This is a genomic window from Micromonospora sp. NBC_00898 (assembly GCF_045207895.1).
Lineage (GTDB): Bacteria > Actinomycetota > Actinomycetes > Mycobacteriales > Micromonosporaceae > Micromonospora.
Window position 1 is genome coordinate 3135018 of record NZ_CP108775.1, and the last position, 17306, is coordinate 3152323.

The 17306-nt window shown below is 70.6% G+C and carries 13 protein-coding genes and 2 pseudogenes; 5 read left to right on the forward strand and 10 right to left on the reverse strand.

From position 1 onward, the window contains the following. The first annotated feature begins 206 nt into the window (after window positions 1-206). The 4 genes and pseudogenes from OG799_RS15335 to OG799_RS15350 all read left to right on the forward strand — a co-directional run bounded on the left by OG799_RS15335 (window position 207) and on the right by OG799_RS15350 (window position 2010). Window positions 207-557 (forward strand): DoxX family protein, encoded by a 351-nt coding sequence (locus tag OG799_RS15335; RefSeq protein ID WP_406045706.1) that lies wholly within the window; start codon window positions 207-209, stop codon window positions 555-557. Between the two features lie 261 nt (window positions 558-818). After that, window positions 819-1205, forward strand: a complete 387-nt coding sequence (locus tag OG799_RS15340; protein WP_406046295.1) for a helix-turn-helix domain-containing protein — start codon at window positions 819-821, stop codon at window positions 1203-1205. A 45-nt stretch (window positions 1206-1250) separates the two neighbouring features. Next, a pseudogene (locus OG799_RS15345) lies at window positions 1251-1613 on the forward strand (transposase); the annotation flags it as partial. 19 nt (window positions 1614-1632) lie between these two features. Next, window positions 1633-2010 (forward strand): transposase, encoded by a 378-nt coding sequence (locus OG799_RS15350; RefSeq protein ID WP_406046296.1) that lies wholly within the window; start codon window positions 1633-1635, stop codon window positions 2008-2010. A 456-nt stretch (window positions 2011-2466) separates the two neighbouring features. Here OG799_RS15350 and OG799_RS15355 read toward each other — a convergent pair whose 3' ends face one another. Both OG799_RS15355 and OG799_RS15360 read right to left on the reverse strand, forming a co-directional pair. Next, a complete protein-coding gene (locus OG799_RS15355; RefSeq protein WP_406046297.1) occupies window positions 2467-3561 on the reverse strand; it encodes an IS630 family transposase in 1095 nt (364 codons plus the stop codon). Between the two features lie 119 nt (window positions 3562-3680). Beyond that, window positions 3681-4331 (reverse strand): annotated as a pseudogene (locus tag OG799_RS15360) (HAD family hydrolase); the annotation flags it as partial. A 1087-nt stretch (window positions 4332-5418) separates the two neighbouring features. On the opposite strand from OG799_RS15360, the gene OG799_RS15365 reads away from it, so the two are divergent. Continuing rightward, on the forward strand, window positions 5419-6111 hold the full coding sequence (locus OG799_RS15365; RefSeq protein ID WP_406045707.1) for a hypothetical protein: 693 nt from the start codon (window positions 5419-5421) through the stop codon (window positions 6109-6111). A gap of 350 nt (window positions 6112-6461) precedes the next feature. On the opposite strand, the gene OG799_RS15370 is transcribed toward OG799_RS15365, so the two are convergent. The 8 genes from OG799_RS15370 to OG799_RS15405 form a co-directional block, all read right to left on the reverse strand. Next, window positions 6462-7136 carry an FHA domain-containing protein gene (locus tag OG799_RS15370; RefSeq protein WP_406045708.1) on the reverse strand — a complete coding sequence of 225 codons (675 nt, stop codon included), beginning with the start codon at window positions 7134-7136 and terminating at the stop codon, window positions 6462-6464. 79 nt (window positions 7137-7215) lie between these two features. Further along, complete coding sequence (locus tag OG799_RS15375; protein ID WP_406045709.1) at window positions 7216-8508, reverse strand: vWA domain-containing protein; 1293 nt, start codon at window positions 8506-8508, stop codon at window positions 7216-7218. Further along, on the reverse strand, window positions 8505-9539 hold the full coding sequence (locus OG799_RS15380) for a PP2C family protein-serine/threonine phosphatase (RefSeq protein WP_406045710.1): 1035 nt from the start codon (window positions 9537-9539) through the stop codon (window positions 8505-8507). The genes OG799_RS15375 and OG799_RS15380 overlap by 4 nt, the downstream gene beginning before the upstream one ends. Further along, window positions 9536-11830 (reverse strand): tetratricopeptide repeat protein, encoded by a 2295-nt coding sequence (locus OG799_RS15385; protein ID WP_406045711.1) that lies wholly within the window; start codon window positions 11828-11830, stop codon window positions 9536-9538. Before OG799_RS15385 ends, OG799_RS15380 begins: the two co-directional genes overlap by 4 nt. Next, entirely contained in the window at window positions 11827-13056 is a 1230-nt protein-coding gene (locus OG799_RS15390; RefSeq protein WP_406045712.1) for a hypothetical protein, read from the reverse strand. The genes OG799_RS15385 and OG799_RS15390 overlap by 4 nt, the downstream gene beginning before the upstream one ends. A 5-nt stretch (window positions 13057-13061) precedes the next feature. Further along, window positions 13062-14054, reverse strand: a complete 993-nt coding sequence (locus tag OG799_RS15395; RefSeq protein WP_406045713.1) for a glutamate ABC transporter substrate-binding protein — start codon at window positions 14052-14054, stop codon at window positions 13062-13064. Beyond that, window positions 14051-15397, reverse strand: a complete 1347-nt coding sequence (locus OG799_RS15400) for a hypothetical protein (RefSeq protein ID WP_406045714.1) — start codon at window positions 15395-15397, stop codon at window positions 14051-14053. Before OG799_RS15400 ends, OG799_RS15395 begins: the two co-directional genes overlap by 4 nt. A gap of 662 nt (window positions 15398-16059) precedes the next feature. Continuing rightward, entirely contained in the window at window positions 16060-17187 is a 1128-nt protein-coding gene (locus OG799_RS15405; RefSeq protein ID WP_406045715.1) for an endonuclease/exonuclease/phosphatase family protein, read from the reverse strand. Window positions 17188-17306 lie beyond the last annotated feature (119 nt).

A 17306-nucleotide genomic window follows, 5' to 3' on the forward strand; every position in this document is an offset into this window, starting at 1 on the left:
ATCGGCACGATGCCCGCGACACTCGCTCGGCAAGATGTCGATCAGTGCGCCGCTCGCTGTGTCCCGCCATGATCAGATGTGCTGTTCTCGGCACAACAGAAGGCGATAGCGGGGCCATGCCAATGCTTGTGCTTCAGGTCACAACACAGCACGTCACATCCCACCGGGCTAGCTCGTACTGAAGCAAACAACCACAGAGGAGTCTCATGTTCGCCGCCTACGTCACGGTCACCATCCTCGCCTCGGTCTTCACCGGCATCGCCGCCGTCACCTACCTGATCGGCCACGACTATCCAAAGGCCCAGGCGGACATGAAGCGCGTGCCACGGTCGTGGGTACCGGTGTTGGGCATGTTGCTGGCGGCGGGCTCTTTGGGGCTGCTAGCCGGGTTCGCCGTGCCACTGCTGGGGACACTCGCCGCCGCTGGCCTCGTGCTGCACTTCCTCGGCGCGCTCTTTGCGCACCTGCGGGTGGGTTCCCGCCAGCTCGTGGGATGGGCCGTGTTCTTCTCCACTGCGGTGGCCGCACTAGCCGTGAACCTGGGCTACCACTGGTGATCCGTGGAGACAGTCGGCGCCAAAAATCGAACAGGCGTGCTACTCCTCGGCTTGTGTGGGCGGTATTCGCCGAGGTTCAGGGCTGATGCGCTGGTGGCATGGAGGTCCGGGTGGTCCGGGTGGGGTGTGAAGGACGCGCACGTTCGCCACCTCTAGGTTCGGGGGTTGCTGAGACCAACCCGTTCCGTCGAGGAGACCCCCGTGCGCGTCACAACTGCATTCAACCGTGTCCTGAAACTGCCCGGCGCCTGGGTGTACGCGGTGTCGTTCACCGATGTCGGGATCGTCGTCGGGTTGCGTCGCCGCGGCCGGCGGCTGACCTGCCCGTGCGGCACGATCACCAGGGCGCGGTATGACACGTCGCGGCGGCGGTGGCGGCATCTGGATTTCGGGGCGTGTCGGGTGTTCCTGGAAGCTGACGTGCACCGCGTCGACTGCCGCGGCTGCGGGCGGGTCCGCACTGAACGGGTCGGGTGGGCGCGCTCGGGTGCCCGGCACACCGCCGACTTCGAGGACGTGGTGGCATGGCTGGCGCAGCGGATGGACAAGACCGCGGTCGCCCGGCTGCTGCGCTTGTTCATGGGAGGCGGTCGACAACATCGTGGGCCGGGTCGTCGCGGCGCATGTCAACGACGCCCGGCTCGATGACCTCTACCGCATCGGTGTGGACGAGATCTCCTACGTGGCCGCAAGTTCCTGACCATCGTCGGTGACCACGACACCGGCCGGGTCGCCTGGGTCGCCGAAGGCCGCACCCAGGCCGCGCTGCACAGCTTCTACGACGCCCTCGGCGCCGACCGCCGGGCGAAGGTCACCGCGGTCAGCATGGACATGAGCACCATCTACCGCGACGCCACCCGCGAGGCGCTGCCGCAGGCGACTATATGTTCCGACCCGTTCCACGTCATCAAATGGGCGAACGAAGCCCTCGAAGGCGTCCACCGGGCGACCCCACTCGGCGAACCTCTGGCTGTCCCGGGCATCTCCCCGCAGCGGGCCTGGAAACGCACCCGCTACACCCTGGCGCGTCGCCGCCGAGAAACACGAACCCCTTGACACGAAGATCCTGGCCCACCTGCGCCGCCACAAGTGGCGGGTCTTCCGCGCCTGGCAACTCAAAGAAGACCTCCGGGAGTTCTACCAAGGCGTGCATCCCGACGTTGCCGACGCCTACCTGCGCCGCTGGTGCACCCGCGCAGCGCGCAGCCGCATCCCCAGCATGGTCGCCCTGGCCCGCCGGATACGCCGCAACTTCGACGGCATCGTCGCCGCCGTCCGGCTCGGGCTGTCCAACTCACGGCTGGAAGGCATCAACGCCCGCATCCGACTCATCCAACGCCGCGGCTATGGGCTGACCAACCTTGACTCCCTGACCGCGATGATCCACCTCTGCCTCGGCGGAATCACCATCGACCTACCAACCGACCGGCCCCGATCTGAACGGTCGGGCTAGGACCACGGCATTCGCGGCACGTCATCAGTGTCGTGGACGGTTAAGGAGCGAGACAGTGGCAGGGCTACATCTCGCGTCCGAGGCCACGGCGGCTGCTCTCGGGAACCACGCCAGGTCAGGTGAACCATGACGAACCGCACCGGGCCGACCTCGACGCTGAATACCGCCTCGTCGCAGCCCTCACAACGGGCAATTGCGATCACGGGGTTCCCGAACAAGGGATGACCCTCGGAGACCTCCGCGCAAAGCTCGGCCTCCAGTGCCGCCCGTTTCGCCTGCGGCACCAACGCCCACGGCGCAGGCAACGGCACCGGCTGCCCGTCGAAAAGGTAGTCCAAGGACGGGTCGAAACCCGCGTCAGTCCATTCGCCCGCAGCCCCCATGCGCGGCTGTGCGAGACGACAACAAGCGCCGCAACGACGCAGATCGACCCCAGACAACCCAGCAGCGCGGTCGCTAGTGTCCTGCGCCTGAGATTCGTTGAATAAATCGGCCGAGGGACTCGATGATCTCTTCGGCTGTCTTCGTCCACACGAAGGGACGTGGGTTCTCGTTCCAGTTGGCGACCCACGAGCGGATGTCGGCTTCCAGTGCCTGTACGGATTTGTGGGTGCCGCGGCGGATCATCTGGTCGGTCAGGAAGCCGAACCAGCGTTCCACCTGGTTGATCCAGGACGAGCTGGTCGGGGTGAAGTGCATGTGGAAGCGAGGGTGCTTGTCCAGCCACGCCTTGACCGCGGGGGTCTTGTGGGTGCCGTAGTTGTCACAGATCAGGTGGACATCCAGCCCGGCGGGGACCGAGGCATCGATACGGGCGAGGAACTTCTTGAACTCCGTCGCCCGGTGCCGGCGGTGCAGGGCGCTGATGACGGTGCCGTCGGCGACGTTGAACGCGGCGAACAGGCTGGTGATGCCGTTGCGCACGTAGTCGTGGGTACGCCGTTCGGGCATGCCGGGCATCATCGGCAGCACCGGTTGGGAGCGGTTGAGCGCCTGGATCTGTGCTTTCTCGTCCACTGAGAGCACCACCGCACCGGCGGGCGGGTCCAGATACAGCCCGACCACGTCGACGACCTTTTCCATGAACAGCGGGTCGGTCGAGAGCTTGAACGTGTCGGCCTGGTGCGGCTTGAGGTTGAACTTGCGCCAGATCCGCCCGATCGTCGACTTCGACAACCCCGACTTCTCGGCCATCGACTTGCGGGACCAGTGCGTAGCATCCTTGGGTGTTTCCTCCAGCGTGGACACCAGCACCTCCTCCACCTGGTCGAGGGTGATCGACGGCGGACGGCCCGGCCGATCCTCGTCGACCAGACCGGCCAGACGCCGTTGCACGAACCGGCTCCGCCACTTACCCACCGTCGGCCGCGATACCCGCAAATCGGCGGCCACTTGGTTGTTGGTCGCCCCCGGCTCCGCGCACGCCAACACGATCCGACACCGCAGGGCCAGAGCCTGAGAAGACTTCGCCCGCCGCGACCAACGCACCAACGTCGCGCGTTCCTCGTCGGTCAACACCAACTCGGCCTTCGGCCGCCCAGTCCTCGGCATACAACACACACTACACATAGCCAACGAACATCAGGCGCAGGACACTAGTGCAGCGCCGCGTTAGTCCTTCGGGGGTTCAGGTGATCTTGAGGAGTCGTCCGTCGTAGGTCCGTCCAGCCGCTTGCCGCGTTGTGCTTCGCAACCAGGCTCGGGAGTTCGTCCAGCGAATCGATGCGGAACAGGCACTGCTCAGACACGTCTGGGATGTCGAGGATGTGACCCCACGGAGAGCGCCGGATCAGGCACGTCTTCATACCGGCCTCCTTGGCCGGGCGTGCATCGTTGTCGGGCCGATCGCCGACGTACAGGATCGAAGACGCATCGCCACCGCCTTCGCGAATGACCCGCTCGAAAAAGGCCGGTGACGGCTTCTCCACGCCCCAACCGTGCGACGTGCCGATCACGTCCACGGAGAGGTCGAGAGCGTGGAGGATCGTTTCAGCATGAGCCGGCTGGTTGCCGGCCAAGCCCACGAACAGGCCCTGATCCTTCAAGGACGTCAGGCACGGTCGCGCGTCGAGGTAGAGATCCTCTTCGCCGAACGACTCCGGCTTGCCAGCAGCTGCTCGGCGCTCGAGCTCGGCCGCAAGGTCGAACCCGGGCCGGAAGACCCGGAACGTCTCCTGATAGTCCAGACCCCGGGCGATCACCGCACCGAAGACCGCCGAGAACGTATGCCGTGGAACGCCGAGCCAGTCCGCCCAGGTTTCGAACTCGTGGGACTCGTCGAGAATCGTCCCGCCGACATCAAAAAAGATCGCGTCGATCACTTGTGTTCCTCCGTCGCGGTCGCGCTGCCAGTGGATCATAGACGGGACCGTCGGGACCTCGCTCATGATCATCACGGGGCGCTGGGCGCCTAGCCCGAGCCGTGGCCAGCGTGCTGCGTACGCAGGCCACAGGTCGTGGATTTTCGTTTCGGTCTGTTCGCGGGCCTTGGCGTGTTGCCAGTGTGCATATGCGAGTTCGATTGAGTCGCGGAACGCTGGGGCGGCCGGAAGGAAGATCTTGACGAGGTAGTCGGCGAGCTAGGATCTCGTACGATCGAAGCTCCGAACGTCGTGGTGATGACCGGGTCGTTGTCCTGTCACGCCGGCCGGCTTCAGCCTTCACGATCTCCTGAGCTTCGCGATGTGCCTTGAGCGCCACGGAGCAGATCGGCGGTAGAGGCAGTGTCGCGGCTGGACCACCGGCGCGCCCGAGGAGTCCATCGACTGTGCCGGCCTTCTCTACCTCAACGACTGGACCGAACAACCCCCGAAGGACTAACGCGGCGCTGCACTGGACCTTGACGTGCCAAGCGTCCGTCCCGTCAGCGCTCCGCCGCACGACGGACAGACCTCAGTCACCACACGATGATGACCTACCCGCCTCACCGCCCGCGATATGCCCCGAGAGACCCGCACAAAGCCGAGGAGCAGCACAGGTGCGTGCGACCACACGGTTTCCGCGGGTGCCCGAGACCTCGGTGCACCACGGCACCGCCGACCTCGTCCACGCCGAGCGGCAACGCACCCTCGATGCGGCCTGGGCCACACATCCCGAGCGGTTCACCCGTCGCCCCCCGCCTGCCGGACCGGGCATGGATCAACAAACCCGACACCAGCAACCCCGCCGAGCCGACGACGAGCCACCCATCGATCACGCCATCAGCAGCGCAATCACCGGCCTAACCCACGATCAACAACATGTCTCGCTGGACTTGACAGGTTCCGGACAACCGTCGGTGGCGTGCCTGGGGCCAGCCTGCTCGAGACGCGACCGCGCTGGCGGGCCTGTAGCAAGGCCAGCCTCCGGGTACGCCCCGGCCACCGATCGCGTTCGCCCCCGTACGGGCCAGCGAGGATCATGGCCAACGTGACCGGAGACCTGCTACGCCACGTGGTGACCGTGCTGGGCGGACTCGGCCTCGTCCTCACCCGGCGCCGGTGGTGGGGGTCGCGGCCGAGTGGTCGCGTCGGCGTCGATCCGGTGGCTGCCGGCCCGCCCGACCCGGCGACCTCGGCTGCGCCGCTCCTCTCGGCCGCCTCCGACGTCGACGGGGCCGGCTGGTGGCAGGTGGTCGACCTGGTCAGGTTGCAGGACTGGCACATCGACTACGTCGAGGGCGACAGCCTGCTCGACGCGTACGTCTTCGACGCTGGCCTGTTCGACTGGCAGCGGCTGCTTGACGTCGTCCGGTCGCAAGGCTGGCCGATCGAGTACGTCGTCGACCGGTCACCCCTGCAGCTGCCCGGCCGGGTCGGCGACATCTTCGCCGCCAGCCGCCGTGGGGCGTACCCGTCGTTGCTCATCCGGCCGACCACTGGCCTGGAGATCGTCACCGACTTCCTCGCCGAGGACGAGATCGAGTTCGTGCTCGACGCCCGCGAGCTCCGGGACCAGCGGCACCTCGACGCGCTGCGCGCCTTCCTGCGCACGGTGGGCACGGGGCTCGACAAGCCGGTCGTCCTGACGCCCGCCGACGTCTCGCAGCTGCCACTCATCAGGTACCTGCCTGCGGAGGATCGATTCACCCGACACACCGGACCGCAGCGGCCCTGGCGATGACGACGGGCACGGCGGTTGCCCGTTTGCCCACCGGGTCAGCGATGTTTCCGGCACGGTCTGCGCCGACCGGACATCCCAGTCCGCCGAGCGGGACGGGAATCTGTCGCCGACGCCGGCCACCCTCCGCCCGAACCGGATCGGACGAACGGGAGCGAGCTCGTGGGTACCCGGTGTGCACATCCCGGTGGGAACCTCGGGTGTCGGCACCTCCGCGCGAAGGCCACCTGCCGGCCGGAGCGTCGAAACACTCCCGACCAGGCCCCGGGCGATCAGCCGGCCACAGCAACAGCCCACCCCGCGCTACGACGTCAGCACGCCGATACGGCGACTGCCGAAGGTTCAAGATCAGGTTAGGCGGGACGGATGGACAGGCAGGTCCAAGCGCCGACGAAGACGCGGTCACCGGCGGCGATCGGCACCGGGGTCTCGGACGGGACCGGCGCCGATTGCGGGTCGTTGAGGTACGTGCCGTTGGATGAGCCGAGGTCGACCACCGCCCAACCGTCCGGCTGCGCGACCAGGAGCGCGTGGGTATGCGAGACACCCGGGTCCTCCGGTGGGCCGCTGAGGTCGATGTCGGGATGGATGCCCCGGGACCGGCTGGACCGCCCGATCAGCAGCTGCTGGCCCACCAACGGGAACCGGCGCTCGACGATGAACCGAGGAAAGGTCAACTCGCCGGCGTCCTCGCCGCCCATGCCGAGTACGGCGTCGAAGTAGCCGCGGTCGGTGCCCACCACGACGACCAGCGCCGCCTGCGCGGCCGAAGCCACCGGTCCGGCGGCCGTCTCACTACCCGCCTCCGGGCCGGCGACGCCAACGGGCAAGGTGGGCGGATCCGCCGCGGTCACCGGCGGGGCGAGCAGGAAGTCGTAGCCGTCCTCCTCGCAGAACCGGCCGGTCCGGGGCGTACCGCAGACCGGGCACGGCGTACCGGTGGCGGCGGGTTCCGCGGGCGGGGCTGCAGGCGAGACCGGTGCCACGGACGGCGGGGCCGCAGCGGCCGGCGTCGACGTGCCGGACATCGGGGCACCGCACTGGTCGCAATAGTCGACGGTCGTCGATTCGTGTCCTTTGGGGCAGGTGGCCATCGTTCCGCTCCCGTCAGGCCTGCGTCTTCTTCACCCGGATGGTCTTCACCGACCGCACGTTGGTCAGCTCGGCGTCCACTCCGGCCACTTGCTTCTTCAGCCGGACCGTGCCGGTCGGCGCGTCGACCACGTCCACCACCCGGGCCAGCAGCTTGGCGGTGTCGGTATGGCCGGACTCGGTGGCCAGCTGCACCGCCCGGCCGAGCTTCGCGGTGGCGGTCTCGACGTCGCCGGCGTCCCGGGCCTTCAGCCCGTCCTGGATCGCGGCGGCCAGCTCGGCCTGGCCGGTGTAGTGCGCCACCTGCCGGTTGATCCGGGTGGACAGCTCCTCGTCGTCGGTCCACCGGGCCAGCACGAGTCGCTCGGTGAGCACCTGGCCGGCGCTGACCAGGCTGACCCGGGCGGCGAGCAACTCCTCCCCCACCGGTTGTGGTTCCAGCTCCACCGAGACGTGATAGTCCCGGCTCTCCGCGCCCCAGGCGCCGGTCGGATAGTCGCCGATGCGGGCGCTGACCTCGCTGCGCCGGCCGGTGAGGTCCTCGACCTGAGGGAAGACCTGTTTGACGAAGCGGATCGTGGCGCCCGCCGGGCTCCACACCCGCAGTGCCACGTCAGCCACCGACTTGCCCATCGCGGACGCGGTCATCGCCTGGAACGCGGCCGGCAGGTCGGCCGGGTTCTCCAACCCGTCGGCGGTGCCGAGCAGGGTGGACGCCACCTTCCTCAGCTCGTCGGCGACCCAGTCGGCGCCGACTCCTCGGCTGTCGCAGATGAACCGGCCCTCGCAGGCGTCCAGCACCCGTTGCAGGTCCTCCGGCCGCTCGTGCTGGTTCTGCCCGTCGGTGAGCAGGATGGCGTGCTTCACCTCGGCCGGCTGGCTGGCGAACAGATGATTGGCCAGGTTGAGCCAGGCGCCGATGGCGGTTCCGCCCTCGGCTCGCAGCCCGGCCACCGCCGCCTTGGCCTGCGCCCGGGTCTGCGGGGAGGCGGGCACCATGCCCGGCTGCGGCGGGTAGACCATCCGGGCGTGTGCTGAGCCGGCGACGACCGCGAAGGCCACGCCGTCGCGCAGGGTATCGATGGCGACCGCGGTGGCCCGCTTCGCCTGCTGGATTTTCGAGTGCGGCGCGGTCATCGAACCGGAGGTGTCGATCATGATCACTTGCGCCGCGCTCAGCGGGCCGGTGTCACCCCGCAGGTCCGCGCCGGAGGCGGTGACGGTGACGATCGCGTCCACGATCCGTCGTCCCACCGGTAGGTATTCGTTCTGGTCGACCTCGGCGACGAACTCGGGTTGCCCGCTCATGCCGGTGTTCCTCCTGTCTCAGTTGCCGGAAACGGCAGTACGGCGACCGCCACGTTGTCGTGGCCGCCGCCCTCCAACGCCAGCCTGGTCAGGCCCTGCGCAACGGCCAGCGGCGTCGGCGGCAGACCGGACACCGCTGCGGCCAGCTCGTTCGCGCCCGGCAGGTAATGGTGCAACCCGTCGGAGCAGACCACGATCCGGCCAGGACCGCTTGGACGGACCGTCACGACGTGGGCTTCCTCATCGTCGCCGTCCACACCGAGCCAGCGGATCAGGGCTGGGGAACGGGGGTCCTCCTCGGCCAGCGCCGCCGGCACCGGCAGGCCGGCGGCCACTCGGGCCCGCAACGAGTCGTCGAGGGTCAACAGCGCCTCATCCGGCCCGAGCCAGTAGGCCCGGCTGTCCCCGATCCAGCTCACCGTCACCCCGTCTCCGGCGACGATGGCGGAGACGTACGTGCAGCTGGGTGGGGTGTCACGATCCGCGGGTCCGGCGGCGCCCCGGGCCGCGACGGCCGCCGCCCGGGCGCCCCGCCGGCTGGCCTCCGCCGGATCCGCGCCGCCCCGCAGGGCGTCCAGCAGCTCTTCGATGGCCGACTCCACTGCGGCGGTGGCGGCGGTGTCGGCGCGGGTCGAGGTGGAGACGCCGTCGCAGACCACCGCTACGGTGGCGCCGGCGACTCGACCGATCGCCACCGCGTCCTCGTTGCGCGGCCGGCGGGCCCGGTCCGTCACTGCCGCAAGGACGCCGAGGTCGAGCTCGGCGTGGTCGCGGCCGACCGAGCGCCGGCGGCCGCACGAGTCGCAGTATCCGCCGCCTGGAACCTGGGCGCCGCACCCGCCACAGTCGCCCTCGGTCGCCCGGGAGGACAACCACGGTACGACCGGCGGTGTGCCGGATCTCGGGCCTGGCAGCGGGGCCGCGGTGGCCGTCGCCTCCTCGCCGGTCCGCAGGTTGCGCCCGCACACCTCACAGAAGTGATCTCGCGGATCGCCGGCCGGGCCGTGCTCGGGGCAAGACGGGGCCGTCATGTCAGTGTCCTCGGCCGGACGGCGTTGGCCCGGTCGACCAGCGCGATGCGGGTGGGCGGGTCGGCGGCCAGCTGCGCCAGGGTGCGGTAGGCGCGTTCGAGGCCCAGCCGCAGCCCCTTCTCGTGCGGCTCGTGCCCGAGGACCCGGGCGTCCGGCGGCAGGGTGTGCCCGGCGGTGACCCAGGCCAGGGCCGCCTCCAGCATCTCCACCGTCAACCGGGCCTGCCGCTCGACGTCCAACCCGAGCCGCTGCAGCCGGTCGGAGGCGGCTAGCAGTTCGCCGGCGCCGGCGGGAAGCCCGTCCGCCGGTAGGTTGGCCCGGACCGCGGCCACCTGGGCGGCGATGTGGTGGCTGGAGCTCTCCGGCACCTGGTCGAGGACGCGCAGCGCGGCGACTCGGCCGCCCTTGGCGAGCTGGAGCCGGGCCAGCCCGAAGGCGGCGCTGATGAAGCCATGGTCGGTCCGCCAGACCCGGTCGTACAGCCGCTCGGCGAGCTCTGGGTCCCCGGTGCTCTCCACTGCGGCGGCCAGCGCCAGGCGGGCGGCCGGCTCGCCGGGCAGTTGGTCGTAGACGGCGTCGAAGGCCACCCGGGCGTCCCCGGGCCGGTTCGCGGCCAGGGCGGCGAGGCCGCGGTGCCAGTCGATCCGCCAGTCGAACGGGTCGTCGGCGTAGAGCCGGTCCAGGTCTGCGGCGGCGCCGGCCAGGTCGCCGCCGTCGATCCGGGCCCGCACGATGCGCAGCGCCACCTCGACGCTGCGCACCGGGGCGTTGCGCAACTGCGCGATCAGCTCGCCTGGGGCGGTCGCCGTCAGCGTGGTCAGGAAGCCGGTGCCCGGGTCGAGGAGGTCCACCTGCGGCAGCGGCAACGCGGCGGCGACCTCCGCCGGGTCGAGCCGCCGGGCAATGGCGGTCAAGCCCACCTCGCCGGCGCGGGTGCCGAACGCCCGCCGTTCCGGGGTGAGCTGCCGGGACACCGCCGGCCGGGGCACGCCGTCGGCGGCCGACAGCACCTCTCGCAGCACCCCGAGGAGCTGTTCGCTCATCTCGGCCGCCGACTGGAAGCGTCGGTCCGGATCGAGGTGGGTGGCCCGGCGCAGGAGCCGGTCGTACGACTCCTCGCGCCCTAGCAGGGGCACCTCGGAGCGGTCCGGCAGCCGGTCGGCGTAGGTGCTGGCGAAGCCGCGGAAGTCGAAGCTCAGCACCGCGAGGGTCCGGCCGACGGTGTAGAGGTCGGCCGCCACCGAAGGCCCCACCTCGGCGACCTCTGGAGCCTGGTAGCCGGGTGTGCCGTAGACCGCGCTCACGTCGTCGTCGACCTGCCGGACCGCACCGAGGTCGATCAGTTTGAGCTGCTCCTCGGCGTGGATGACGTTGTCCGGCTTGAAGTCGGAGAACAGCAGGTTGCGCTCATGCAGATAGCCCAACGCGGGCAGGATCTCGACGCCGTAGGCGATCACCTCAGGCAGCGGCAGCGCCCTTTCGCCGGTGACCGCCCGCCGGCTGACCAGCATGTCCCGCAGCGACTGGCCGCCGACGTACTCCATCACGATGTAGCCGACCGGCACTCCGGTCTTGGGGTCCGGATGCTGCACGAAATCGTGGATCTTGACGATGCTCGGATGGTCGATCTCCACCAGATAGCGCCGCTCGGTCACGGCGGCGGCCATCGCGTCCGGGTCACTGGTGTTGATCAGCCCCTTGAGGACCACCCACCGGTCGCTGACGGTGTCGCTGACGTTCCTGTCCCGGGCCAGGTAGATCCAGCCCAGCCCGCCGTAGGCGAGCGCGCCGAGCACCTCGTACCGGTCGTCGACCACGTCGCCGCGGCCGAGGCGGGGCAGGAAGGAGAACGGGGTGCCGCAGTTGGGGCAGAAGCCTTCGGCTCGGCCCGGGGTGCCGTCCCGCCCTCGGCCTACCGGCTTGTCGCACGCAATGCAGTACCGGCGGGACTCGGCCACCGCCGGTTCGGCCATCACCGCGCTGGCCGGGTCGCGCAGCGGGACCCGGGGCAGCTCGATCAGGCCGGCGCCGAGGCCACCGCGGGTGGCCCCACGGCTGCGGCCGGAGCCCCGCGAGCCGGTGCGCACCGAACCGCCACGCGCGCTCACCGGGGTCGAGGCGACGGAGGCGAGCGGCACCGGTCCCACGCCCGACCCGGGCCGCGCCGGCCCGGCGCCGGGGGACGGCTGCGCCGGCAGGACCCCGGCCGGGGCCTTGCGCCCGCACTCGTCGCAGTAGCCCTCCGGCCCGTAGCTGCCGGTGCAGTCGGGTCGTACGCACCGCTGGCTCATGTCGTCCCCCGCTCGCTGAGGTCGTTGAGATACCGCTGATACGCGGACAGGGCCCGGGTCGCCGCAGGCAGATCGCACGGGCTGGAGTAGAGAAGGTCCTCGACGGCGCGGTGCCGACGGGACAGCTCGGTGTGCTCGGCGAAGCCGAGCCGGGCCGCCTTGGCCCGGTAGGCGGCCAGTCGCCCGCGCAGCTCGGCACGGCGCTCCAGAAGCCCGTCCGCGGCATCCCGCAGCCCGGCGGCCCGCTCGACCGCCGCGACGGCGGCCCGCTCCGCCGCCGCCAGCTCGTCGGCCAGCCGGCTCCACCGCCGCTCCCGGTGAAGCTGGTCGAGCTGCGCCAGCTGGGCCCGTAGCGCGGGGGTGGCGTCCGGTACGGCGGGCAGGCCGGTGTTGGCGATCTTTTCCTCGGCGGCGGCGCAGGCCCGGGCGGCCGCCTCCTCGCCGGCCTCGACCTCGACGACCGTGGCGCGCAGCCGCTCCGCCCGTCGCGGGTAGCCGTCGCGTAGTCCGACGAGCGCGTCGAGCACGGCGGCCACCGTCGCGGTGTCAGCGGCCAGCTCACGCAGCCGGGTGTCCAGCGTGCCGGCGCCAGGGCCGCCCGGCGCCACCGCCAGCGGATCGCCGGACGCCTCCCGGTACGCGTCGGCGAGCCGCTCGCCGAGCCGGTCCAGGGCGGCGGTAGGCGCCCCGTCCGGCCCAAGCGCGTCGACGGCCGCCCGTAGCCGGGCCAGCGCCTCGCTTGGCGGCCCGAACCGGACGGCCAGCGCCGACCCGGCCTCAACCAGGATGGACAACCGGTCGATGGCGTCGGCGCTGCCTGTTTCCAGCTGACGGGCGAGCTCCATCAGCGGCAGCCGGACGGCAGCCGGCAGCGCATCGTCGAGAACCACTCCGTTCGCGCCGACCGGGACCACCGGGGCACGCAGCAACCAGGTGAGCTTCGCCAACTCCTCGTCACCGGGCCGGGACCGTTGCGCCCGCAGGGTCCGGATCTGGTCCAGGACCACGCCGAGTGCGGTGAACCGGGACCAGAGCGCGTCGATGTGGGCGGCCAGGTCGGCGGCGTACCGCTCGGTCTGCCCAGTCAGGCCGGGCACCCGGACCGCCGCCAGGCCGGGGTGGTTGTCCAGGGCGTACATGGCGGCGGAGATCCGGTCGTGGGCCGCCCCCAGCGCGACGATGGCCACGTCGACCTCGTCACGGCTCAGCGGAGCCGGTGCGGTCACGCCGGTCAGTCCCGGTATCGTGCGGTCGGCGGCTGTGGAGCCGGGCCGAGCGCGGTCAGCCACCGGGTGTAGAGCCGGGTCCACGTGCCGTCCACCCGCAACTGAGCCAGCACCCCGTTGACGAACCGGACCAGGTCCGTGGCGTCACGGTTGATGCCGATCCCGTACGGCTCGTCGCTGAACCGTGGCCCGACCACGACCGCGTTGGGGTCCTGCGCGGCCAGCCCGGCCAGAATGCTGTCGTCGGTGGAGACGGCAGCGACCTGGTTCTGCTGAAGCATCACCAGACAGTCGGTCCAGTCCGGCACCCCGACCGGCAGCGGCTTGGCCGGTGCGGCAGCGACGTTGCGGATCGACGTGCTGCCGATCGCCGAGCAGACCTTCTGGCCGCCCAGGTCGGCAATGCCGCGCACGGGCGAGCCGCGGCGCACCAGGATCCGCTGGCCGGCGGTGAAGTATTCGGTAGAAAAGTTGACCTTCTGCCACCGTTCGCAGTTCATCGTCATGGTCTGTACGACGATGTCGACCGTCCCGTCCTGCAGGGACGGGATCCGCGACGCCGAGTTCGTGGCCCTGAACTGAATCTTGGATGGATCGCCGAAGATGGCCCGGGCCACCTCGCGGGCCACGTCCACGTCGAAGCCGGTCAGCTCGCTGGTGAGCGGGTCCCGGAACCCGAACCGGTAACTGTTCTGATCGACACCGACGATCAGCCGGCCCCGGTGCAAAATCTGAGCCATGGTCGAGCCGGCCGGCATCTGGCCGGGGCGGGGCTGGGTGGCCGCTGGGCGGAGACTGGCCCGTGGATCGCAGGAGGCGGGGCCGGCGTTGGCCCCGTCCGGGACCTCCGCCGGATCCTGCAACCCGACCGGGCGGACCGGCGTGACGGCGGACGTGCCGGCCGGCAGGATCCCGCCGCCACTGCCACCGCTGCAGCCGGCCAGGCCGAGGGCCATGGTCAGCGCCACGGTCGCGCACATCAGTCGAGAGACATTCATCGGTACTCCGCGATTCGTCGCTGGATGCCCGCCGCAGAGCCGGCCACCATCAACCCGGCCAGGACCACCACGCCGAGGTCCATGCCGGACAAGCCGCGACGGGCGGACCGGGCGTCGACCTCGAACCGGTCGCTGTTGCGGGCGATGGCGCTGGCGAGCGTTTCGTCCAACTCGTTGAAGATGCTCGTCGTCGCACCGGGGTCGGTGCCCACCGCGGCGGTCACCGCCTCGGTGTACTGGCCACCGTCGTCGAGCTGCCGCAGCTTCTGGTGTGCGGCGAGCCAGTCCCGGGCCTGCCCCGCAGCGCTGTCGGCCGCGGCCCGCGTCGGTTCGTCGGCGGCCCGCTCGGCCGCGTCGCGCAGCAGTCCGCCGTGTCCATCCGGGCCGATCAGCCGGCTCATCACCGCGCTGTAGTCCTTGTCGAAGTCACCGCCGGCGCCGCGGGCCACCAGGGTCAACGATTCGTCGGCGCGGGCCTGCAACGCCGCGACCCGGGCCTGGACGAGCCGGTCCACCTGCGCCGATCCGTCCCGGTCGCTGGCGTCCAGCCGGGTGCCGATGACGACCGCGGACACGCCGAGCCAGCCGACCAGCACCACCGCGGCCGCAGTCGCCGACACCAGCCCGATGTTGAACACACGGTTGGTCCGCCGGGTGAGCCAGATCTGCGTCCGCACCAGACCGGCTATGGCCACCAGCCCGAGCAGCACGGCGATCCAGGGGAACCCGGCGCCGCCGCCGCGCGCCCGGTCAAGCTCCACGGTGACCGACTGGTAGAGCTGCTGGGCGGCCGGCAGCATCCGCTGCCGCATCAGCCCCGACGCCTCCCGCAGATACGCCGCGCCGACCGGCAGCCCCTGCCGGTTGTAGGCGCGCGCCGTCTCGATCAGCCCGGTGTACACCGGGAGTTCGGCCGCGATCACCCCCACGGCGCCGTCCCTGGCCCCGTCTCCCGACCGCCCGGCCGCGATCACGGTCAACGCCGCCGCGGCATCGGTCACGCCCTGCCTGTAGCGGTCACGTTGCGCCGCCGGCTCCACACCGCCGGACAGGAAGGCGCTCGCCGCTGTGGCGTCCGCCTCGGACAGGGCCCGGTAGAGGTTCTGAGCGGCCACCACCAGCGCGCCGCTGCGAGACGTCACGCCGTCGATCAGGTCGGCCCGCTGCCGCACCCCGATGAACCCCACCACCCCGACGACGAACCCCAGGGCGACCAGGCCGGCCAGCACGGCGGCCAGCCGGCGTGGCGTGTCCCGGAGGCCACCGACGATCCAGCCCCGCAGACCGGCCGGCCCGGCACGCCGTACATCGGTCACCGGCGGGGGGACGAGCGTCGCCGTCACCGGCACCACCCTCTTCAGCACTCGCCGTGGGCGAGACGTCAACGGAATTGCTGGCCGTCAACGTACTCGCCGGACGCAAGTTGCGGCGCCCGGGCGACAGGATGGACGGGGGCGGTCGAACCTATCCGCGGCCGGCGCCACCGGCCCCGGGCCCGGTCCGTGCCTGCGCGTCCACCCGGAGACTGATGTGACCCTCACCAGCCGGACAGCGGTCGGCCTGTCGAGGCAGAGCAAGGACTGCACCCCTTCGGAGCCGAGATCTGGTCGCCCGTCGACACGCCGCCGTGTCCAAGCCCCGACGGCCGGGCCGGCCGCCGACCGTGCGTTCGATCCGCGTGCTGGTCCTGCGTCTGGCCCGGGAGAACCCGAGCTGGGGGTACCGCAGGATCCACGGCGAGCTGCTGGTCCTGGGGGTAAAGGTTGCCGCCTCCACCGTCTGGGAGCCGCTGAAGGATGCCGGCATCGATCCCGCACCCAAACGCGCCTCCAGCACCTGGGCCCAGTTCCTGCGCTCCCAGGCCGACGCCTTGTCAGCCTGCTCAATGGGTCGGTCGGCTCATGGCCGAATACTTCCTGCCGTAACCTCGCGCCACCACCCCGTCATTCTGCCGAGGAACGACGGCACGGCTGGCGGGCACCGGCAAGGCGTGACGCCGCGATCGTCAGCGATCGGCTCCGCGCTGGTGCACCAGCAGGTCGGCGACGACCGGTCGGTGGTCGGACGCCGCGGTCGTGACATCGTGCGCCCCGAGCACGGTGACATCGGGCGAGACCGTCACGAGATCGATCCGCTTGATCGGGTTGACCGCGGGGTAGGTCTCGCCTCCGTCCGGGGCGGCGTCCCGAAGTGGCTGCCACAGCGCGGCGAGCTCAGGGGCGGCCGGTTCCGCGTTGAAGTCGCCGACGAGGACCTTCGGTCCGGAGTCGGCCGCCAGGATCCCGAGCATGTCCGAGACCTGGGCACGACGAACCGAGGGGTCGGACCGGTAGTCGAGATGGGTGGAGTAGACGTGCACGTGTGCGCCCTGGACGTTGACCGTCACCTCGGCAAAGCCGGGCGCGGGGGCGGGCACGGGGTTCGGCGTCTGGGTGGACAGGCGTGTGATCTCGTGGTTCGTCGCGTCCAGGATCGGGTATCGGCTCAGCACTGCCACGCCGTACTGCCGCCGGGCCGCGCCTTCGGTGGCCGGCTCGAGGTCGTAGATCGGGGCGAAGAACACCCGCATGCCCAACAGCTCGGCCAGGACCCCAGCCTCGTCGACGAAGTCGCTCCGGGCACCCCAGTGCAGGTCGACCTCCTGAAGGCCGATCACGTCGGCGTCCAACAAGCGCAGCGCCTCGGCGGTCCGGTGCAGGTCGAAGACGTTGTCCTCGCCGGCTCCGGCGTGGATGTTGTAGGTCGTTACCCGCAACGGAATCGGAGGGGCGGCCGCCCCCGGGACGTCGGTGGATTCGGCGGCGGCCGGGACCGCCGCGCCGAGCGCGGCGGTGACGGCGAGCGCGGCTGCGGCAGCCAGGGTGCCGGGCCTCGCCCTGCGGATCCTCAGTGACATTCGATCCTCCAGGTCCGGTCGTGGCGAAAAGATCTGCCAGCAATTACGCCACAGCCCGCAGGATAGTTTCAATGCTTGCCGTGCCTGCTTGCCAGATTTCATCTCGCGTTTCATCTCGCCGCGGCTCCGTTGGTCAATCACCGGGTCACCCGCCAGGCCCGAGCAGGCCCTGGTACATGTGAGGAAGAGGTTGCCCTTGGGGCATTTCCCTTGGGTAGTTTCCCGCCCGCACGTCACCGAGGAACGCGGCCTCATCCAGTCCCGCCGACGGCTGTCCCGCCCGGCCCCACTGGCAGCTAAACACCCTCAATGGACGCCCGAGTTTTCAGGTCCGACCAGCCAGTCACAGCCACTTT

What these genes read in the sequence shown, in the direction of transcription:
- OG799_RS15375 (WP_406045709.1), bottom strand. Translation starts at nt 8,508, where the DNA reads ATGAGCGGGCAACCCGAGTTCGTCGCCGAGGTCGACCAGAACGAATAC.
- OG799_RS15395 (WP_406045713.1), bottom strand. Translation starts at nt 14,054, where the DNA reads ATGAATGTCTCTCGACTGATGTGCGCGACCGTGGCGCTGACCATGGCC.
- OG799_RS15385 (WP_406045711.1), bottom strand. Translation starts at nt 11,830, where the DNA reads ATGAGCCAGCGGTGCGTACGACCCGACTGCACCGGCAGCTACGGGCCG.
- OG799_RS15370 (WP_406045708.1), bottom strand. Translation starts at nt 7,136, where the DNA reads ATGTCCGGCACGTCGACGCCGGCCGCTGCGGCCCCGCCGTCCGTGGCA.
- OG799_RS15335 (WP_406045706.1), top strand. Translation starts at nt 207, where the DNA reads ATGTTCGCCGCCTACGTCACGGTCACCATCCTCGCCTCGGTCTTCACC.
- OG799_RS15355 (WP_406046297.1), bottom strand. Translation starts at nt 3,561, where the DNA reads ATGCCGAGGACTGGGCGGCCGAAGGCCGAGTTGGTGTTGACCGACGAG.
- OG799_RS15380 (WP_406045710.1), bottom strand. Translation starts at nt 9,539, where the DNA reads ATGACGGCCCCGTCTTGCCCCGAGCACGGCCCGGCCGGCGATCCGCGA.